This is a genomic window from Paenibacillus sp. KACC 21273, from assembly GCF_028736095.1.
GTDB classification, from domain to species: Bacteria; Bacillota; Bacilli; order Paenibacillales; family Paenibacillaceae; genus Saccharibacillus; species Saccharibacillus kyungheensis.
This window is the reverse complement of sequence record NZ_CP117876.1, coordinates 4,959,275-4,974,976: the sequence shown is the minus strand read 5'-3', so window position 1 is coordinate 4,974,976 and position 15,702 is coordinate 4,959,275. Positions and strand designations below refer to the sequence as shown.

Below are 15,702 nucleotides of genomic sequence, written 5' to 3'. Positions count from 1 at the left end.
TTCAAAAGGAGGTTATTGTGATGAGTGTATCGTCTAATAGTAATATCAGTGATCCCCAATCTTCAGCACCTACACCGGCCTCAGGTCAGACCAAACAATTAACGTTACAGATTGGTGGAATGACCTGTGCTGCTTGTGCTACACGTATCGAAAAAGGATTACGTCGTCTAGATGGTGTTGAAGAAGTGAATGTAAATCTAGCGCTTGAACGTGCTTCTGTCACTTATGAACCGTCTGCGATTAATAAAGAACAGGTTGAACAAAAAATCGAACAATTAGGTTACCAGTCGCTCAAAGAAACTGTCGACTTGGATATTTCAGGAATGACTTGCGCCGCTTGTGCTACTCGGATCGAAAAAGGGATTAAGCGTATGGATGGTGTGTCTGCGGTCAATGTGAATTTGGCATTGGAGACAGCTAGAGTACAATACACACCGGGTACACTAGAAACGACAGATATTATCCGCAAAGTAGAAAAGCTAGGATATACCGCTTCACCGAAAAAAGAAGAAGGTATTCAACAACGCCGAGAACACGAGGCAACGATACGTAAATGGAAATTGATAGCGTCTGCGATTTTATCATTACCTTTATTATGGGCGATGGTAGGTCATTTTAGCGTCACTTCATGGATTGGTGTACCGATGTTGTTAATGAATCCGTGGGTACAGTTAATTCTGGCAACACCGGTTCAGTTTGTGATTGGTGGTGCTTTTTATGTAGGAGCCTACAAAGCATTGCGTAGTGGAAGCGCCAATATGGATGTACTGGTAGCACTAGGGACATCGGCTGCTTATTTTTATAGTTTATTTCTAATGATTCGTTCACTGATTGTACCGGGAACGAGTGTTGAATTATATTTTGAAGTCAGTTCTATTTTAATTACATTAATTTTGTTAGGCAAATGGTTTGAATATCGTGCTAAAGGGCGTTCTTCTGAAGCGATACGGAGTCTTATGGGGTTGCGCGCATTAACAGCCCGAATCGATCGTGATGGGGAAGAAGTAGAGATTCCTGTAGATGATGTACAGGTGGGACATCTCCTTATCGTCAAACCGGGTGAAAAAATTCCGGTGGATGGCGAAGTGGTAGAAGGTCATTCTTCTATCGACGAATCGATGCTAACCGGCGAAAGTCTACCTGTTGAAAAAACGGTCGGCGATCAGGTCATTGGAGCAACTATTAATCAGAATGGACGACTTAAATTTCGAGCGGTGCATATCGGTAAAGAGACAGCACTATCGCAAATTATTCGTGTCGTTGAAGAAGCGCAAGTCTCCAAAGCACCGATCCAGCGTCTAGCAGATGTCATCTCAGGTATTTTTGTACCGATTGTGGTCGGGATCGCTTTAGTCACTTTTGCTATCTGGTTCTGGGGTGTGGCTCCAGGTAATTTTAGTGGGGCACTAGAAAAAGCGATTGCTGTTCTAGTGATTGCTTGTCCTTGTGCATTAGGGCTTGCGACACCGACATCGATTATGGCAGGCTCTGGTCGGGCTGCGGAATACGGTATTTTATTTAAAGGCGGAGAGCATTTAGAAGCCGCACATAAAGTAGATACGGTTGTATTAGACAAAACAGGTACGATTACACGCGGCGAACCGGTTGTGACTGATATTCAATTTGCGAACAATAGTCAAGAGATGTCTGAACAGCAATGGTTGCAATGGGTAGCAGGAGCAGAATCGGCTTCTGAACATCCACTTGCCAAAGCTATCGTACAAGGTATCAAAGAACGCGGATTACAAGCAGAATCAGTAGATACTTTTGAAGCGATACCTGGTAAGGGTATCCATGCTACGATCGGCGCACAATCGTTATGGATCGGAACCCGTCAATTGTTACAATCTCAACAGATTGATGTACATGATCTGGAAGCAGAGATTCAACAGGTAGAACAGCAGGGTAAAACAGTGATGTTAACTGCAATCAATGGACAATATGCAGGTTGGATTGCTGTAGCCGATACGGTCAAAGAAACATCACAAGCGGCGATTGCTCGTCTCAAGCAGATGGGCTTACATGTCATTATGATTACAGGTGATAATGAACGTACTGCTCAAGCGATCGCTGCGCAGACAGGTGTAGACCAAGTATTAGCAGGTGTACTTCCTGAAGGCAAAGCAACTGAAATTAGCCGTTTGCAACAACAAGGTCGAATCGTAGCTATGGTCGGTGACGGTATCAATGATGCGCCTGCTCTGGCTACAGCCAATACAGGGATTGCGATCGGTACAGGAGCCGATGTAGCGATAGAAGCCGCAGATATCACCTTGATGCGCGGTGATCTGAATGGAATTGCAGACGCGATTATGCTCAGTCGACGTACAATCCGCAATATTCGGCAAAATCTATTCTGGGCACTTGCTTACAATGTGATAGGGATTCCGATTGCAGCGATAGGTTTGTTAGCACCATGGTTAGCAGGAGCAGCAATGGCATTTAGTTCAGTATCAGTTGTATTAAATGCGCTACGCTTACAACGAATTAAATTGTAATAGACTTGCATTAACGTATAATTAATATGATAATAGTTATATATAGTCAGTTAGTTATAAATGATTAGTAGACAGGAGTGTTCTTATTTATGAATGATACCATTTCTTTATTGATGAAACACCGTTCGATTCGTAGCTATAAACCTGATCCGGTAACCGAAGAACAGTTAGAAGCGATTATTGCTGCTGGACAAATGGCATCTAGTTCTAGCAATGTGCAAGCATACAGTGTGATTGCAGTTACAGATCCAGAGCGTAAGTCCAAATTGTCTGTATTAGCAGGCAACCAACCTTATATCGAGCAATGCCCTGTATTTTTAGTGTGGTGTGCGGATATGTATCGTCTGGAAAATGCCGTTCAACAACATATGCCTGACGCAGAATCTTATGGTGATGCCGCTGAGAACTTTATTGTCGCTACTGTTGATGTAACATTAGCTGCACAAAATGCTACAGTAGCCGCTGAATCTTTGGGTCTTGGCGTTGTGTATATTGGTGGAATTCGTAACCATATTGAAGAAGTCTCTGAATTCTTGAATTTGCCTGACCATGTGTATCCTGTATACGGTATGTGTCTTGGTTATCCGAATCAAGAGCCAGGTATTCGTCCACGTTTACCACAGAAAGCTGTTTTGCATCGTGAGTCGTATCAAGCAGATACTACATTAGAAGCGATGAAAGAATACGATGATACGATGGTTCGCTATTTGTCTGAGCGTACCGGCGGAGCCAAAACAGCGCCATGGTCTGCACTGATGGCTGAAAAAATGACCGCTCCTTCACGTATGCAATTAAAATCGTTCTTAGAACGCAAAGGCTTCAACAAACGTTAATTCAAAACCATCATCATAGCACTAAAAAATAGTATACAAAAAACCGTTATCCTATGATCTTCGTAAGAAGAGCTGATAACGGTTTTTTTGTATATTATTCTGAAAAGATTTTGACCCAACCTAGAATAGAAATAATCACAAGAATCAACGGAATAATAGATATACGTAAAATACGCGGAATAGAAATCCAGAACTTGAATAGTTTCCATTCAAGCTCTTTCCATTTTTCCCAATCTATCATGATCAAGCTCACACTCCTATAGATAGTGTAGGGTGAGACTCTTCGATTATATCGTGTTGATTAGCTACGTTCCAGTGCAGGTGAAGTAGAAGTCTGACCTTGAGGTCTAGCACCTGTAGGTGCTTCATGTTCTCGAATCGCACTGAATAACTGCTGACTGGATGGTAAGAATAATGCAATAATTAGATTCAAAACAGATACCGCAAACATTAATATAAATACATAGTGAATCCCGGAAGCTAGTTGCGATGCAGTCCCTGTCGTCACAATCGCATTGAACACCATCCCGAATACAGCTACACTAATCGTCTGTCCCAGTGAGTTCATTAACGTATTGGTCGATGTAGCTACACTACGCATCTGGAAGCCAACAGCACCTTGAATCACAACAAGTGAAGGAGTCACGATAAAGCCCATACCCAGTCCGATCAGAATCAATGAACCTACAATCACTCCATAAGACGACTGAGCATGCATCAGAGCAAGCCATAGACTACCGCCTACTACAAATGCAGATCCAAGCACAATCAGTAGCTTGGCGCCTACTTTGTACATCCAGCGTCCGGCTAAAGTAGAAGCCACAGGCCAAGCAATAGACATCGGCATAAGAGCCAGTCCAGCACTGGTAGCACTATAGCCGAATACATCTTGAATCCAGAGCGCACAGTAAACTGTTACACCCATCACCATCCAACGGGTAGAGAATCCAAGCACATAGGGAATCGATAAAATGCGGGATTGAAATAACGATAAAGGTAACATCGGTTCAGCCGCACGTTTTTCTATTTGCAAAAATAAAACCATAAAAATAATTGTAACAACAAATAAACCGATAATCATAGGTGAACCCCAGGCGTATTCTTCTCCACCTGTCAAAAGAGCTAACAACAAAGCAGTCATTCCGATCGTAAACGTAATTGCACCTGCATAATCGATCGATTTTTGCTTTTTCTCAAACGATTCATGAAAGTAAATAAAGATAAACAAAATCGCTATAATCCCTACAGGCAGATTAATAAAGAAAATCCAGCGCCATGAGATATAATCGACAAAGTAACCGCCTACCAGTGGTCCAAACAATCCGGCTACAGACCATACAGATGAGAAGAGTCCTTGTACTTTAGCACGTTCTTTACCAGGATAAAGATCGCCTACAATTGTAAATGTAACCGGTGTGAGCGCACCTGCTCCAATCCCTTGAATAGCCCGATACCAGATCAATTCGGTCATCGAGTTAGCGAATCCACACATAATAGAACCGAGCACAAATACACCCAGTCCAATAGCGAAAATCGATTTACGACCGAACAAATCGCCTAGCTTACCAAAGATTGGTGTAGCGATACAAGTCGTTAATGTATAGATAGAGAAGATCCAACTAATCAGGCTTAATCCTCCAAGTGAAGAGATAATACGTGGTGATGCTGTACTGACTACAGTTGAATCGAGGGCACCGATAAATAAGGCTGCAAGCAAACCTATAGTGACCATAGAACGATTGGTTGCTTTGGACATATATACTGTTCCTTCTTCCTGAGTAATAATGGTTATTATTAACGAAAATAACGCTGTTTGAAGCACTGCACATCGTATATCAGAATAAAATGAACGTCAAGGTTATTCACACAAAATACGAACACTTTCATAAACAAACAAAATTTAGCAAAAACTTCAATGTAATCAAGACAAGAAAGCAAATATAGCGTATTCTTGATATATGAATATTATCTTTCTATTTTCCCACTAAGCGCGTACAACAGAGAGGAAGATTATCGAACGAATGAACTACAAAAATCAGCAAATTTTTGGTTTTGTTAGTGTGTTAATAGTGGCTATTCTTTTTATGGCTATCGAATTTATGATATCTCAAAATGGATCTTTTGCAGGCAGGGGCGTAGTTGTTGTAGTCTTATCTGCGATTCTTATTATTCTTGGGATTACGATTGCGGTATGGACGATAAAGAAAACCACCCGTCAACTAAAGCAAGTCACAACGGTAATGGAAGAAATGGATTTTAATACAGCGGAACATTTGCCACGTCTACAAGTTGTCACTGGTGATGAAATCGGCAATATTGCAGTCGCATTTAATAAAATGTCTGGTGCTTTAGAAGATCATAATCGAAAAGCTCGTGAATTTAACGAACAGATCGAAGAAAGCAATTGGATTCAGACGCAATTAGCCAAAATGGGAACAGTATATCAGAACATTAATGAAATCGATGATCTGGCAAATCGTTTTATTCGTGAACTTACTCCTATCGTAGATTCAGCGTATGGCATTTTCTATTTTTGCGAAGAAAAGAATGGGATTCCTATGCTGATGCACAAAGCCTCTTATTCTACGTATCATGCGATGCCAGATGCCATGCGCCAATTTCAATTCGGTGAAGGGGTCGTTGGACAGGCAGCCGTAGAACAAACGATTATGTTGATGGAATCTCCATCAGATCATCCTATTCGTATTCAGACAGGAGCTACCTCTATTCCACTGAAGCAGATTATGCTATTGCCGATTTTATTTGAAAATCGAACAGTGGTTGTGATTGAATTAGGTTCTATTTATGGATTTTCAGACAAACAGCAAAAGTTAATTGAGCATGTAGCGTCTACATTTGGAGTGGTTGTGAATAATGTAGATAATCGGATGCAGGTAGATCGGTTACTGCGTGAAGCACAGACATTAACAGAAGAATTACAGTCTCAACAAGAAGAACTACAAGCACAACAAGAAGAACTTCAGGCAACGAACGAGCAACTTCGTGAACGTAATCACTATTCAGAGATCAAAACAGAAGAATTACAAATTGCGCAAAAAGAACTTCAATTGTATTCAGAAGAATTGAGCCGTAGCTCGCAGTACAAGTCGGAGTTTTTAGCCAATATGTCTCATGAATTACGTACACCGCTCAATAGTATTTTAATTCTGTCTCAATTGATTAGCGAAAAAGACAAAACTCATGAAGAAGATGATACGCCTCATTTTGGCGAAGTGATTCATCATTCCGGTCAAGATTTGCTTAATCTGATAGATGATATTTTGGATTTGTCTAAAGTCGAAGCAGGTATGGTTGAAGTACAACGTGATTCTGTATCCGTCTATGATCTACCTGAAGTGATGGGCTATAGTTTTGCAAAAATTGCCGAGCAAAAAGGGATCGAATTTCAATCTTATATTGCTGAGAATGTTCCTAATGTATTTTATACCGATGAGAAACGATTACAGCAGATTCTTAAAAATCTGTTATCCAATGCTTTTAAATTCACCAGTAAAGGTTCAGTGGCGATCAATATTGGTCTAGCAGACGATTCGATGGTTGCTAAAGGATATAATGTTCCAGAACAAATGGATTATATGCTAGCGATCTCAGTTACAGATACAGGAATAGGAATCAAAGAAGATAAGCAAAATCTGATCTTTGAAGCTTTTCAACAAGAAGATGGAACCACAGAGCGTCAATATGGTGGAACAGGTCTAGGATTATCAATCTGTCGTGAGTTCTCCAAATTACTAGGAGGATATGTTACTGTTCAAAGTGAATTAGGTAAAGGCAGTACATTTACGTTGTATCTACCTTCACTTGCTATCAATGAAGAAGGACAGCCTGTTACCAAGCCATTACCTTTAACATGGATGGATCAAGAAGAACAACAAGATTCATTAGCACGATTGCAAGGTAAGTCTGTGCTTGTCGTTGATGATGATTTACGTAACATTTTTGCGTTAGAAGGTGTGCTCAAAGGTAAAGGTATGCATGTACGCAGTGCACAGAATGGGGAAGAAGCGATTGCTTTATTAAATGCTGAATCCGCAGATATTGTATTGATGGATATGATGATGCCGATTATGGATGGGTATGAAGCGATGCGCTGGATTCGGATGGAAGAAAAGTGGAAAAACCTACCGATTATTGCACTTACCGCTAAAGCAATGAAAGATGATCGTGAATTATGTATAGAAGCAGGAGCATCTGATTATATTAGTAAACCGATGAATGTGGAGCAGTTGTTATCTGTTATTCTAGTATGGCTTTCTGATTGGGAACATCCCCAAAGGCTATACAATCAAAATCAAAAGCAACAACAATAAAGGTCTATCATTATAGAATAGTACAACATACATCAGGCACAGCGTTCGTATTAGAGACGCTGTGCCTGATTTGGTGTGTAAAATGATAATGTATTTTGATAGATCAAGTGGCGAGCTTCTTGCTCTGATATCTGCTGAATCTTAGCCCATTCAGAACAGACAGTAGCAGTCATAGACGGATGAGTCATTTGTCCGGCAAAAGAACCTTCAAATGGCCACGGGCCGTCCGTTTCAGCCATCACCAGATGAGTAGGATATAGTATAGCCAATTGCTGAATTTCCGGTTCATACTGAATATCTGGCGTGAACGAAATATAATAACCTTTGGCTATCATACGATCAATCGTAGCAGGATATCCTTTGAACCAGTGAAAATGAGCCTGAGTGATACCATATTGTTCTAAAAGATCACAGGCGATCTCTGCATCTTCATAGACAGCATGTAAAATAACAGGCTTGTCATAAGCAGCAGCAAGTTGTAGCAAAGCAGACAATACATCGATATATCCTTGTTCATCTAATTGGTCGCCACGTTCTTCTGCTTCTTGTCGCAAGTAATATGGCAATCCAATCTCACCAATCGCTACTATATTATCGATACGTTGCTTTATCCATAACAATAACGTCTCAAGCTCCTGCGAGCCGGGTAAAGGCTGTTCTGGATGATATCCATAAGCGGGACGAACGATAGACGGGTGTTGTTGAGCCAGCTTCTCATTACGCTGACAGGAAGGTAGATTCATCGAGACTGTAATTAGCGACTGGATATGATGTTCTGGAAGCGATTGAATGATTCGCTCAATCTGTTGATCTTGATATTGATCCAGATGGATATGGCTATCGATAAGCGGAGCCGGAGCATAGACGGGCTTCATGATTGATCACCTTCATGCGTATCACGCATTGCATTCATCAATTGTCTGCGTAGAGCAATAAATTGCGGATCATCGGTAATCTCTTCTCGCCTTGGACGAGGAAAAGGAACTACAATATTATGCAGTACAGTAGCAGGACGACGAGATAGCACATAGATTCGATCTGAAAGTAGTAATGCTTCTTCAATATGATGAGTGACAAAAATAACCGAGCGTCTATTTTCTTCCCAAATGTTCAACAACCATGATTGCATCTCACTGCGTGTAAAAGCATCTAACGCACTAAAAGGCTCATCCAGACATAGAAGATCACGAGGTCCTAGCAAAGCTCTTAAAAACGCAACCCGCTGTTGCATCCCGCCAGATAATGTATGAGGATAAGATGATGCAAAACCACCCAGTCCAACTTTATCCAGCCATTGTCTGGCTAATTCTAGCGATTCTTTGCGTGGTAATCCTGCTACTTCGCGCGCCAAAATAACATTATCTTCAATCGTACGCCAGGGCATTAGAGCAGGTTGCTGTGGCATATAACCGCTCAATCCTTTACGACCGGTTATATTTTGTCCATCCAAAAGGACTTGTCCTTGATCGGGAAGCACTACGCCACCGATCATTTGCAAAAGGGTACTTTTACCGGAACCAGAAGGGCCGATAATCGATACAAATTCACCTTGCTCTACATACAGCGAAATGTCTTGCAGCACATGTAACGATTGCTTGCCCTGTGTAAAAGATTTGCCGATCCCTTGTAATGCTAACAGTGGAATAGAGTTGTTCACCGATAAAGTTGTATGTTGAGGTTTATTTAGCGACATCTTTAGAACCTCCTTTGACAGCACGATGTTGTGCAGGGTGATGCCAGCGAACACACCATTTTTCAATCATATTAATTAGCATAAATAACATAAGACTGATCACTACAACTACCAGTATCGCTAAAAACATATGGTCGGTGCGAAAAGCTGATTTTTGCAACATCATATAATAGCCAATCCCTTCACTACTGCTAATCCATTCAGCGATAATAGCGCCCATCACACTATACGTTGCAGCAATTTTAACTCCAGAAAAGATCGAAGGTAAGCTAAAAGGTAATTCTAATTTCCAAAAGATTTGATTTTTAGAAGCGCCGATCATTTGCATATAATTAAGCATTATACGATCGGTAGTAGCCAGTCCGCTCAGCGCCGCAATGGTCACCGGGAAAAAGCAAACCAGAATAATCACAATTAATTTGGACAATATCCCAAATCCGAACCAGATAACGAGTAGCGGTCCCAGAGCAATCGTAGGGATATTTTGACTCAAGATCAATAATGGATATAATGCTGAACGTAGAAAAGGAATATAATGAAGCACGCCTGCGACCAGTAATCCAAAAGCAACACCTATACTAAAGCCGGATAGTGTCAATTTTAACGTCGCCCATGTGTGCAAGCCCAGTCGGTCTTTCTCACTCCATGCTTCATGTCCAATCAATGCAGGGCTAGGAAGAATCCATGTCTCAATATGGAATAGACTGGTTGCCAGTTGCCAGATAATCAGTAATAAAACAACCGCCCCGAGGGGCGGCCATAGCCTGTTCCACCATGTATTCATCGTAGACATTAGCGGTACTTCTCGGTTAATCCATCCATACTGATTCCGGTTGGACTATGAGCAATTTTGATCTGAGAAATAATACTGGGGCTTCCTTTTTCCACTAACGCTTCGTGCATTTGACGAACCACTTCTAACAATTCGCTAAGTTCGCCTTCCATCGTGGTCTCAAGTGGATGCACTTCATATTTCACACCGGAGGCTTGAATCACTTCTATTGCCCGGTCGACATAATCGTAAGAGTTCTCACCAGCTTGAGTTTTGGGAATAACCTGAATACTTAAAAGGGTGTGTGCCATAGTAGTCATCTCCTTATGTTCTATTTATGATTTGGTGGCTTCAGGTAAATAATCGTTTGTATACGCTTTGGTTGCATCTAACGGTTTGTCTAACAATTTCTGCTTGAACATCCAATCGGCATAACCTTCCCAGACCGATTGTTTTTGCTCGCCCCAGCGTTTGGCATCATCTTGATAACGTGGAGATAACCATTTTTGGCTAGCTTTGACCAGTGCAGGATCAAGATCGGGTACTGCTTTGAGCAATATATCTGCTGATTCATCAGGATGAGCGATTGCATATTCATATCCTTTACTGGTTGCCGCCATAAATGATTTCACCAGTGCAGGATCGGTAGCGATCTGCTTCTCATTGGTTACGATAACAGGCGTATAATAATCTAATTGATCTGAATAATCTTTTACATATAACATATCTAATGGTTGTCCGCGAAGTTCTGCTTCAATTCCTGTCCATCCATAGAATATCCATGCAAAATCGATTCCTTTTTGTACAGCTGTAAAATAATCCGCATTACCGATATTAACACTTTTGACTTTGCTAACATCGCCACCGTCGGTATCCATAATTGATTTCATAACCGCTTCTTCAACAGGCGATCCCCATGCACCGTAGGATTTGCCTTCCATATCTTTAGGGCTTTTGATTCCGCGATCTGTAGGAGCGGCAAAGCCAGATGTATTATGCTGGATAACTGCCGCGAGTGACACTAAAGGCACTCCTTGTACACGCGCTTGAGTCACACTTTCTTGATAACTGATTCCAAAAGGCACTTCACCAGAAGCGACCATGGTATCTGCTCCACCTTGACCGGGAGCAATAATTTCGACGTTTAATCCTGCTTCTTTATAATAGCCCAGTGCTTGGGCAACATATAAGCCAGTATGATTTGTATTTGGTGTCCAGTCGAGCACGACTTTCACATCTTTAAGTGCAGATGTTGATCCTGCCTGATTGGCTGTATTGCTTGTACTTGTTGCTGAACCACATGCAGTGGTGATCCACAATAAACCTACCATTAACCACGGTAAGCTTTGACGCCACCTTTTTTGAGTTCTCATTACCGTCATCCTTCTTTCTTCTAGCTCAAATAGTCAATCCTGTAGTACTGGATAAAAGGCATAAAAAAAACGCCCCCATCGGGACGACATAGGTGCAATTATAAGCTAGAGTACAGCATATAACGACTTGTTACTTTCCTACGCTGGCATTATCCAGATCAGGTATAAGGGTCTGTATTTATCACAATACACTCTCAGCCAGTTGCAACTAGCTCCCCTGTACATATGCGGTTTTTTTACATTGTAATTATAGACCAGAGGGTATCAACTGTCCAGTAAAGAGAATGCGGTGTCATCAGCAAAAGACAGTGTATTTCGGTTCAGTCTCGCTGGCTAAGGGTATTTACATATACGGAAGTTTGTAACTAACAAAAGTTCCATTCAATATTCTTCTATACGTATCGAATAGATATACATAGACATAGATATTGAATACACCCATACGTTTATATACAGGAGGAGATTGATCATGAGTAAAACAGCTGAAGAACAAGCGATATTAACTGCATTAGAAGGTAATCCATTTTGTGCACTAGGTACAGTAGAAAACGACAAACCTAAAGTACGCTACATGGCGCTATATAACGAAGGCTTGAATATTCATCTCGCGACAAACCGCAAAACACATAAAGTCGAAGAGTTAGAAAAAAATCCGAACTGTTATGTATTGTTGGGTTATGAAAAAGGCGGCACTAATCAAGTCGTTGAAATCGAAGGTGTAAGTGCTGTATCTACAGACGACGAATTGAAAAAACGTGTCTGGAAAGAAGAATTTAAAGAATGGTTCTCCGGTCCAGAAGATCCTGATTATGTGATCCTAGATATCAAACCACAAACGATTGAATATACAGATCAAGATGGTAACAAAAAAACGTGGACTGCGTAATCTGATACAACTTTAATTGTTTAAGATAGCAGTTATCACATAAATGACTCGGAATTTGAAATTTGCGAAACAAGAGAAATGAATGCAAAATTCAAATTCCGAGTTTTTTCGTCTTTATTTTTCCATAAAAAGGATAAAATAGGTACTTGAGGAACTTGATAAGGTATACTCAAATAAGGTATAAAAAGGTATATAGAAATATTTTATAGACTAACCTGTAAAATGACGATGATGGAATAAAATGAAAGTCTCATTGATAGCAAGATATAAGGAAATATACTGGAGGTGGTTTCCTTGAACTTAAAACAAATAGAACAACAGATTGAGCAGGAACGCCGCATATTGAACCAGATGGCAGAAGAACATGGGATGCGCGATTATCGTGTGTTAGACCAATCAGAACAATTAGATCGAATTTTAGATATGTATTTTCAATATAAAGATCGAAATACTAATTTTTTAACTCCTTAATCTCAATGAGTTATTATTTATGAAAAGAAACATGACACAATCATGTAAATTATAGAATTTTTCGCAAAATAAATCTTATTTTCATAAAAAATAGAACTAATAACCCTTCAAATATATCAGCTGATAGTATACAATTCTATCATGCGTTTCTTTTGGTAGCCTTTTTACTATTTATCTGCCTACTCTAAATCATAATTTCTAATATGATTTTTTTAAAATCAGCATGTTAAGTAGATTGTCACTGCTTGTTCATGCTGTTATACATATAGGGCATAGAGATAAATAGTAAAAGGTCAAGCAAATGCGAATATATTTGGGAGGGGTTTTTTATTTTGAACTTGGGAAACAAAACATTTAAAAAAGCAATTACTGTCATCGCAGCTCTGCAATTGTTTGCAGTGTCGGCAGTTCCTGCTTTTGCAGCCGAAGCCACTTCTTCTGAATCTACCGTAAAATTACGTTTGTTGGAGACAACAGATATTCATGTGAACGTAATGAACTATGATTATTATTCAGATGCAGCGACAGATCAATATGGATATGCCAAAACAGCAACATTGATCAAAAATGCGCGTGCAGAAGCCAAAAACAGTGTATTGATCGATAATGGTGATCTATTACAAGGTAATCCGCTAGGTGACTATGTAGCCAAAGTTGATCCTTTAAAAGCAGGCGAAGTTCACCCTGTCTACAAAGCGATGAACCAATTGGGTTATGATGCAGGAAATATTGGTAACCATGAATTTAACTATGGTCTGGATTTCTTGGGTAACGCTCTCAAAGGCGCTAACTTCCCTTATGTGAATGCTAATATTTATACAGATGATGGCACAGGTTCAGGTGAGAAAAACTACTTTACTCCTTATTTGATTTTGGATAAAGAAGTCACTGATGAAAGTGGAGCTAAACATACGATTAAAGTAGGTGTTATCGGCTTCGTACCACCACAAGTAATGCAATGGGATAGCGCAAACTTGTCGGGGAAAGTGGTTGCTAAAGATATCGTTGAAACAGCGAACAAATTTATTCCACAAATGAAAGCAGAAGGCGCAGATATTATTATTGCAGTGCCACATTCTGGCTTTGAAGATATTCCTCAGACTGAATTGATGGAAAACTCCGTGTTGTATTTGAGCAAAGTGCCAGGTATCGATGCGATTATGTTCGGACATGCACACAAAGTATTCCCTAGTGCTGATTTCGCTGGTAAAACAGGCGTAGATCTAGAAAAAGGAACAATTAATGGCGTTCCTTCAGTAGAGCCAGGTTTCTGGGGCGATCACCTGGGAATTATTGATCTTGAACTAAAACAACAAGGCGACAAATGGACAGTCTCTGATTCTAAAGTAGAAGCTCGTCCAATCTATGATACTGCTACCAAAAAAGCATTGGTTGATGCAGATCAAGGTGTAGTCGATTCTGTATACAAAGAACACGAAGAAACGCTAGGATATATTCGTGGACCTGTTGGTGAATCTACTGCTCGTATCACCAGTTACTTTGCACTGGTAGAAGATGATCCATCGATCCAAATCGTAACCAACGCTCAAAAATGGTACTTGGAGAAACAACTTCAAGGGACAGAATATGAGAACTTACCTATTCTTTCTGCAGGAGCTCCATTCAAAGCAGGTGGACGTTCAGGAGCAAGTTATTACACAGATATTCCAGCAGGCACGATAGCTATCAAAAATGTATCTGACCTTTATGTATATCCAAATACAGTCCATGCTGTGCTTGTTAATGGAGCAGAAGTGAAAAACTGGTTGGAATGGTCAGCAGGACAATTCAATCAAATCGATCCAGCCAAATCGGGCGAGCAAGCGTTAATCAATATGGACTTCCCAACGTATAACTTTGATGTTATCGATGGAGTTACTTACCAAATTGATGTCACACAACCACCGAAATACGATGCAAAAGGTGCTGTTCTAAACGCATCTTCTAACCGTATTGTGAACTTGCAATTTAACGGTAAAGCTATCGATCCTGAACAAAAATTCGTAGTAGCTACAAATAACTACCGCGCTTCTTCGTCCAAATTGGCGAATCCAGATGGCAAACGTATTATTCTGGCTGCACCAGACGAGAACCGTCAAGTAATTATCGATTATATTCGTGAAAACAAAACAATCAATCCGGCTGCTGATGGCAACTGGTCACTTGCACCAATCAAAGGCAACCCAACAGTAACATTTAACACTTCTCCAAAAGCAAAAGATGCATTGTCTAGTGCCAAAGCAGTTGCAGGAGCAGATCCAATTGCTTATGTAGGAGAAGCAGCAGATGGTTTTGCTAAATATTCAATTAATCTTTCTAGCGCAGCAGCAGGTAGCAAGCCAGCCGTAACACCTGCCAAACCAGTAACACCAGCGAAGCCTACCAAACCAACAACGAAGCCGGTTCCAGCACCTAAACCGACAAAACCAGCTGTTGATAAGCCAGCTAAACCTACAGATGAGAAAACCTATATTATCAAAAAAGGTGATAATCTGTACCGTATTAGTCTGAAATATGGCGTAACATGGGAAGAACTTGCTAAATACAATAAAATTACAGATCCAACGAAGCTTCAAGTTGGAGATTCCATCGAGATTCCTGCTAGCTAATAGCAACGTAACTAGAGTGGATGATGAATGTATCAACTTCAAAGACTGCAATAGTAATTATTGCAGTTTTTGTCGTATTCAAAAATATTAAAATAAAGCCGATAATATACTGAACGCCTAATGTGATCTTGATTGAGGATGTTATAATATGAGAAATGAAAAGTAAAGCAACTCTATTTAAACCCGATTAATTTTCACGTTTATACTACGTTTTTGTTTTAATATTAAGGAGGATC

13 protein-coding genes and 1 riboswitch are annotated in these 15,702 nt (G+C 40.3%); of the genes, 6 read left to right on the top strand and 7 right to left on the bottom strand.

Translation table 11 applies throughout. The features are described from left to right. Positions 1-20: 20 nt before the first annotated feature. Together PQ460_RS21850 and nfsA are read left to right on the top strand one after the other, a co-directional pair. The gene (locus tag PQ460_RS21850; RefSeq protein WP_443147179.1) at positions 21-2,498 is read left to right on the top strand and encodes a heavy metal translocating P-type ATPase; all 2,478 of its coding nucleotides are present in this window, start codon (positions 21-23) and stop codon (positions 2,496-2,498) included. Between the two features lie 89 nt (positions 2,499-2,587). Next, the gene (gene nfsA, locus PQ460_RS21845; protein ID WP_273614602.1) at positions 2,588-3,331 is read left to right on the top strand and encodes an oxygen-insensitive NADPH nitroreductase; all 744 of its coding nucleotides are present in this window, start codon (positions 2,588-2,590) and stop codon (positions 3,329-3,331) included. A 94-nt stretch (positions 3,332-3,425) separates the two neighbouring features. On the opposite strand, the gene PQ460_RS21840 is transcribed toward nfsA, so the two are convergent. Together PQ460_RS21840 and PQ460_RS21835 are read right to left on the bottom strand one after the other, a co-directional pair. After that, on the bottom strand, positions 3,426-3,572 hold the full coding sequence (locus PQ460_RS21840) for a hypothetical protein (RefSeq protein WP_274171161.1): 147 nt from the start codon (positions 3,570-3,572) through the stop codon (positions 3,426-3,428). Positions 3,573-3,632: 60 nt separating this feature from the next. Then, positions 3,633-5,087: an MDR family MFS transporter gene (locus PQ460_RS21835; protein ID WP_274171160.1), complete on the bottom strand. Its 1,455-nt coding sequence runs from the start codon at positions 5,085-5,087 to the stop codon at positions 3,633-3,635. A 265-nt stretch (positions 5,088-5,352) separates the two neighbouring features. Between PQ460_RS21835 and PQ460_RS21830 the strand changes: the two genes are divergently transcribed. Then, on the top strand, positions 5,353-7,662 hold the full coding sequence (locus PQ460_RS21830) for a response regulator (protein ID WP_274171159.1): 2,310 nt from the start codon (positions 5,353-5,355) through the stop codon (positions 7,660-7,662). A 50-nt stretch (positions 7,663-7,712) separates the two neighbouring features. On the opposite strand, the gene PQ460_RS21825 is transcribed toward PQ460_RS21830, so the two are convergent. The 5 genes from PQ460_RS21825 to PQ460_RS21805 are packed head-to-tail and all read right to left on the bottom strand — an operon-like array spanning position 7,713 to position 11,500. Then, entirely contained in the window at positions 7,713-8,537 is an 825-nt protein-coding gene (locus tag PQ460_RS21825; protein ID WP_274171158.1) for a TatD family hydrolase, read from the bottom strand. Continuing rightward, positions 8,534-9,355 (bottom strand): ABC transporter ATP-binding protein, encoded by an 822-nt coding sequence (locus PQ460_RS21820; protein WP_274171157.1) that lies wholly within the window; start codon positions 9,353-9,355, stop codon positions 8,534-8,536. Before PQ460_RS21820 ends, PQ460_RS21825 begins: the two co-directional genes overlap by 4 nt. Beyond that, positions 9,342-10,139 carry an ABC transporter permease gene (locus PQ460_RS21815; protein WP_274172993.1) on the bottom strand — a complete coding sequence of 266 codons (798 nt, stop codon included), beginning with the start codon at positions 10,137-10,139 and terminating at the stop codon, positions 9,342-9,344. Before PQ460_RS21815 ends, PQ460_RS21820 begins: the two co-directional genes overlap by 14 nt. 8 nt (positions 10,140-10,147) lie before the next feature. Then, positions 10,148-10,438, bottom strand: coding sequence for an MTH1187 family thiamine-binding protein (locus PQ460_RS21810; RefSeq protein ID WP_273614607.1), 291 nt, complete (start codon positions 10,436-10,438; stop codon positions 10,148-10,150). A gap of 24 nt (positions 10,439-10,462) precedes the next feature. Then, positions 10,463-11,500, bottom strand: a complete 1,038-nt coding sequence (locus PQ460_RS21805; RefSeq protein ID WP_274171156.1) for an ABC transporter substrate-binding protein — start codon at positions 11,498-11,500, stop codon at positions 10,463-10,465. A 117-nt stretch (positions 11,501-11,617) separates the two neighbouring features. Then, positions 11,618-11,729, bottom strand: a riboswitch (TPP riboswitch). A gap of 240 nt (positions 11,730-11,969) precedes the next feature. Between PQ460_RS21805 and PQ460_RS21800 the strand changes: the two genes are divergently transcribed. The 3 genes from PQ460_RS21800 (at position 11,970) to PQ460_RS21790 (ending at position 15,466) form a co-directional block, all read left to right on the top strand. After that, entirely contained in the window at positions 11,970-12,386 is a 417-nt protein-coding gene (locus tag PQ460_RS21800; RefSeq protein WP_204826436.1) for a pyridoxamine 5'-phosphate oxidase family protein, read from the top strand. Between the two features lie 294 nt (positions 12,387-12,680). After that, positions 12,681-12,857 carry an aspartyl-phosphate phosphatase Spo0E family protein gene (locus PQ460_RS21795; protein ID WP_204826437.1) on the top strand — a complete coding sequence of 59 codons (177 nt, stop codon included), beginning with the start codon at positions 12,681-12,683 and terminating at the stop codon, positions 12,855-12,857. A 332-nt stretch (positions 12,858-13,189) separates the two neighbouring features. Beyond that, entirely contained in the window at positions 13,190-15,466 is a 2,277-nt protein-coding gene (locus PQ460_RS21790; protein ID WP_443147178.1) for a bifunctional 2',3'-cyclic-nucleotide 2'-phosphodiesterase/3'-nucleotidase, read from the top strand. The last annotated feature ends 236 nt before the right edge of the window (positions 15,467-15,702 follow it).

What these genes read in the sequence shown, in the direction of transcription:
- PQ460_RS21850 (WP_443147179.1), top strand. Translation starts at nt 21, where the DNA reads ATGAGTGTATCGTCTAATAGTAATATCAGTGATCCCCAATCTTCAGCA.
- nfsA (WP_273614602.1), top strand. Translation starts at nt 2,588, where the DNA reads ATGAATGATACCATTTCTTTATTGATGAAACACCGTTCGATTCGTAGC.
- PQ460_RS21840 (WP_274171161.1), bottom strand. Translation starts at nt 3,572, where the DNA reads ATGATAGATTGGGAAAAATGGAAAGAGCTTGAATGGAAACTATTCAAG.
- PQ460_RS21835 (WP_274171160.1), bottom strand. Translation starts at nt 5,087, where the DNA reads ATGTCCAAAGCAACCAATCGTTCTATGGTCACTATAGGTTTGCTTGCA.
- PQ460_RS21830 (WP_274171159.1), top strand. Translation starts at nt 5,353, where the DNA reads ATGAACTACAAAAATCAGCAAATTTTTGGTTTTGTTAGTGTGTTAATA.
- PQ460_RS21825 (WP_274171158.1), bottom strand. Translation starts at nt 8,537, where the DNA reads ATGAAGCCCGTCTATGCTCCGGCTCCGCTTATCGATAGCCATATCCAT.
- PQ460_RS21820 (WP_274171157.1), bottom strand. Translation starts at nt 9,355, where the DNA reads ATGTCGCTAAATAAACCTCAACATACAACTTTATCGGTGAACAACTCT.
- PQ460_RS21815 (WP_274172993.1), bottom strand. Translation starts at nt 10,139, where the DNA reads ATGAATACATGGTGGAACAGGCTATGGCCGCCCCTCGGGGCGGTTGTT.
- PQ460_RS21810 (WP_273614607.1), bottom strand. Translation starts at nt 10,438, where the DNA reads ATGGCACACACCCTTTTAAGTATTCAGGTTATTCCCAAAACTCAAGCT.
- PQ460_RS21805 (WP_274171156.1), bottom strand. Translation starts at nt 11,500, where the DNA reads ATGAGAACTCAAAAAAGGTGGCGTCAAAGCTTACCGTGGTTAATGGTA.
- PQ460_RS21800 (WP_204826436.1), top strand. Translation starts at nt 11,970, where the DNA reads ATGAGTAAAACAGCTGAAGAACAAGCGATATTAACTGCATTAGAAGGT.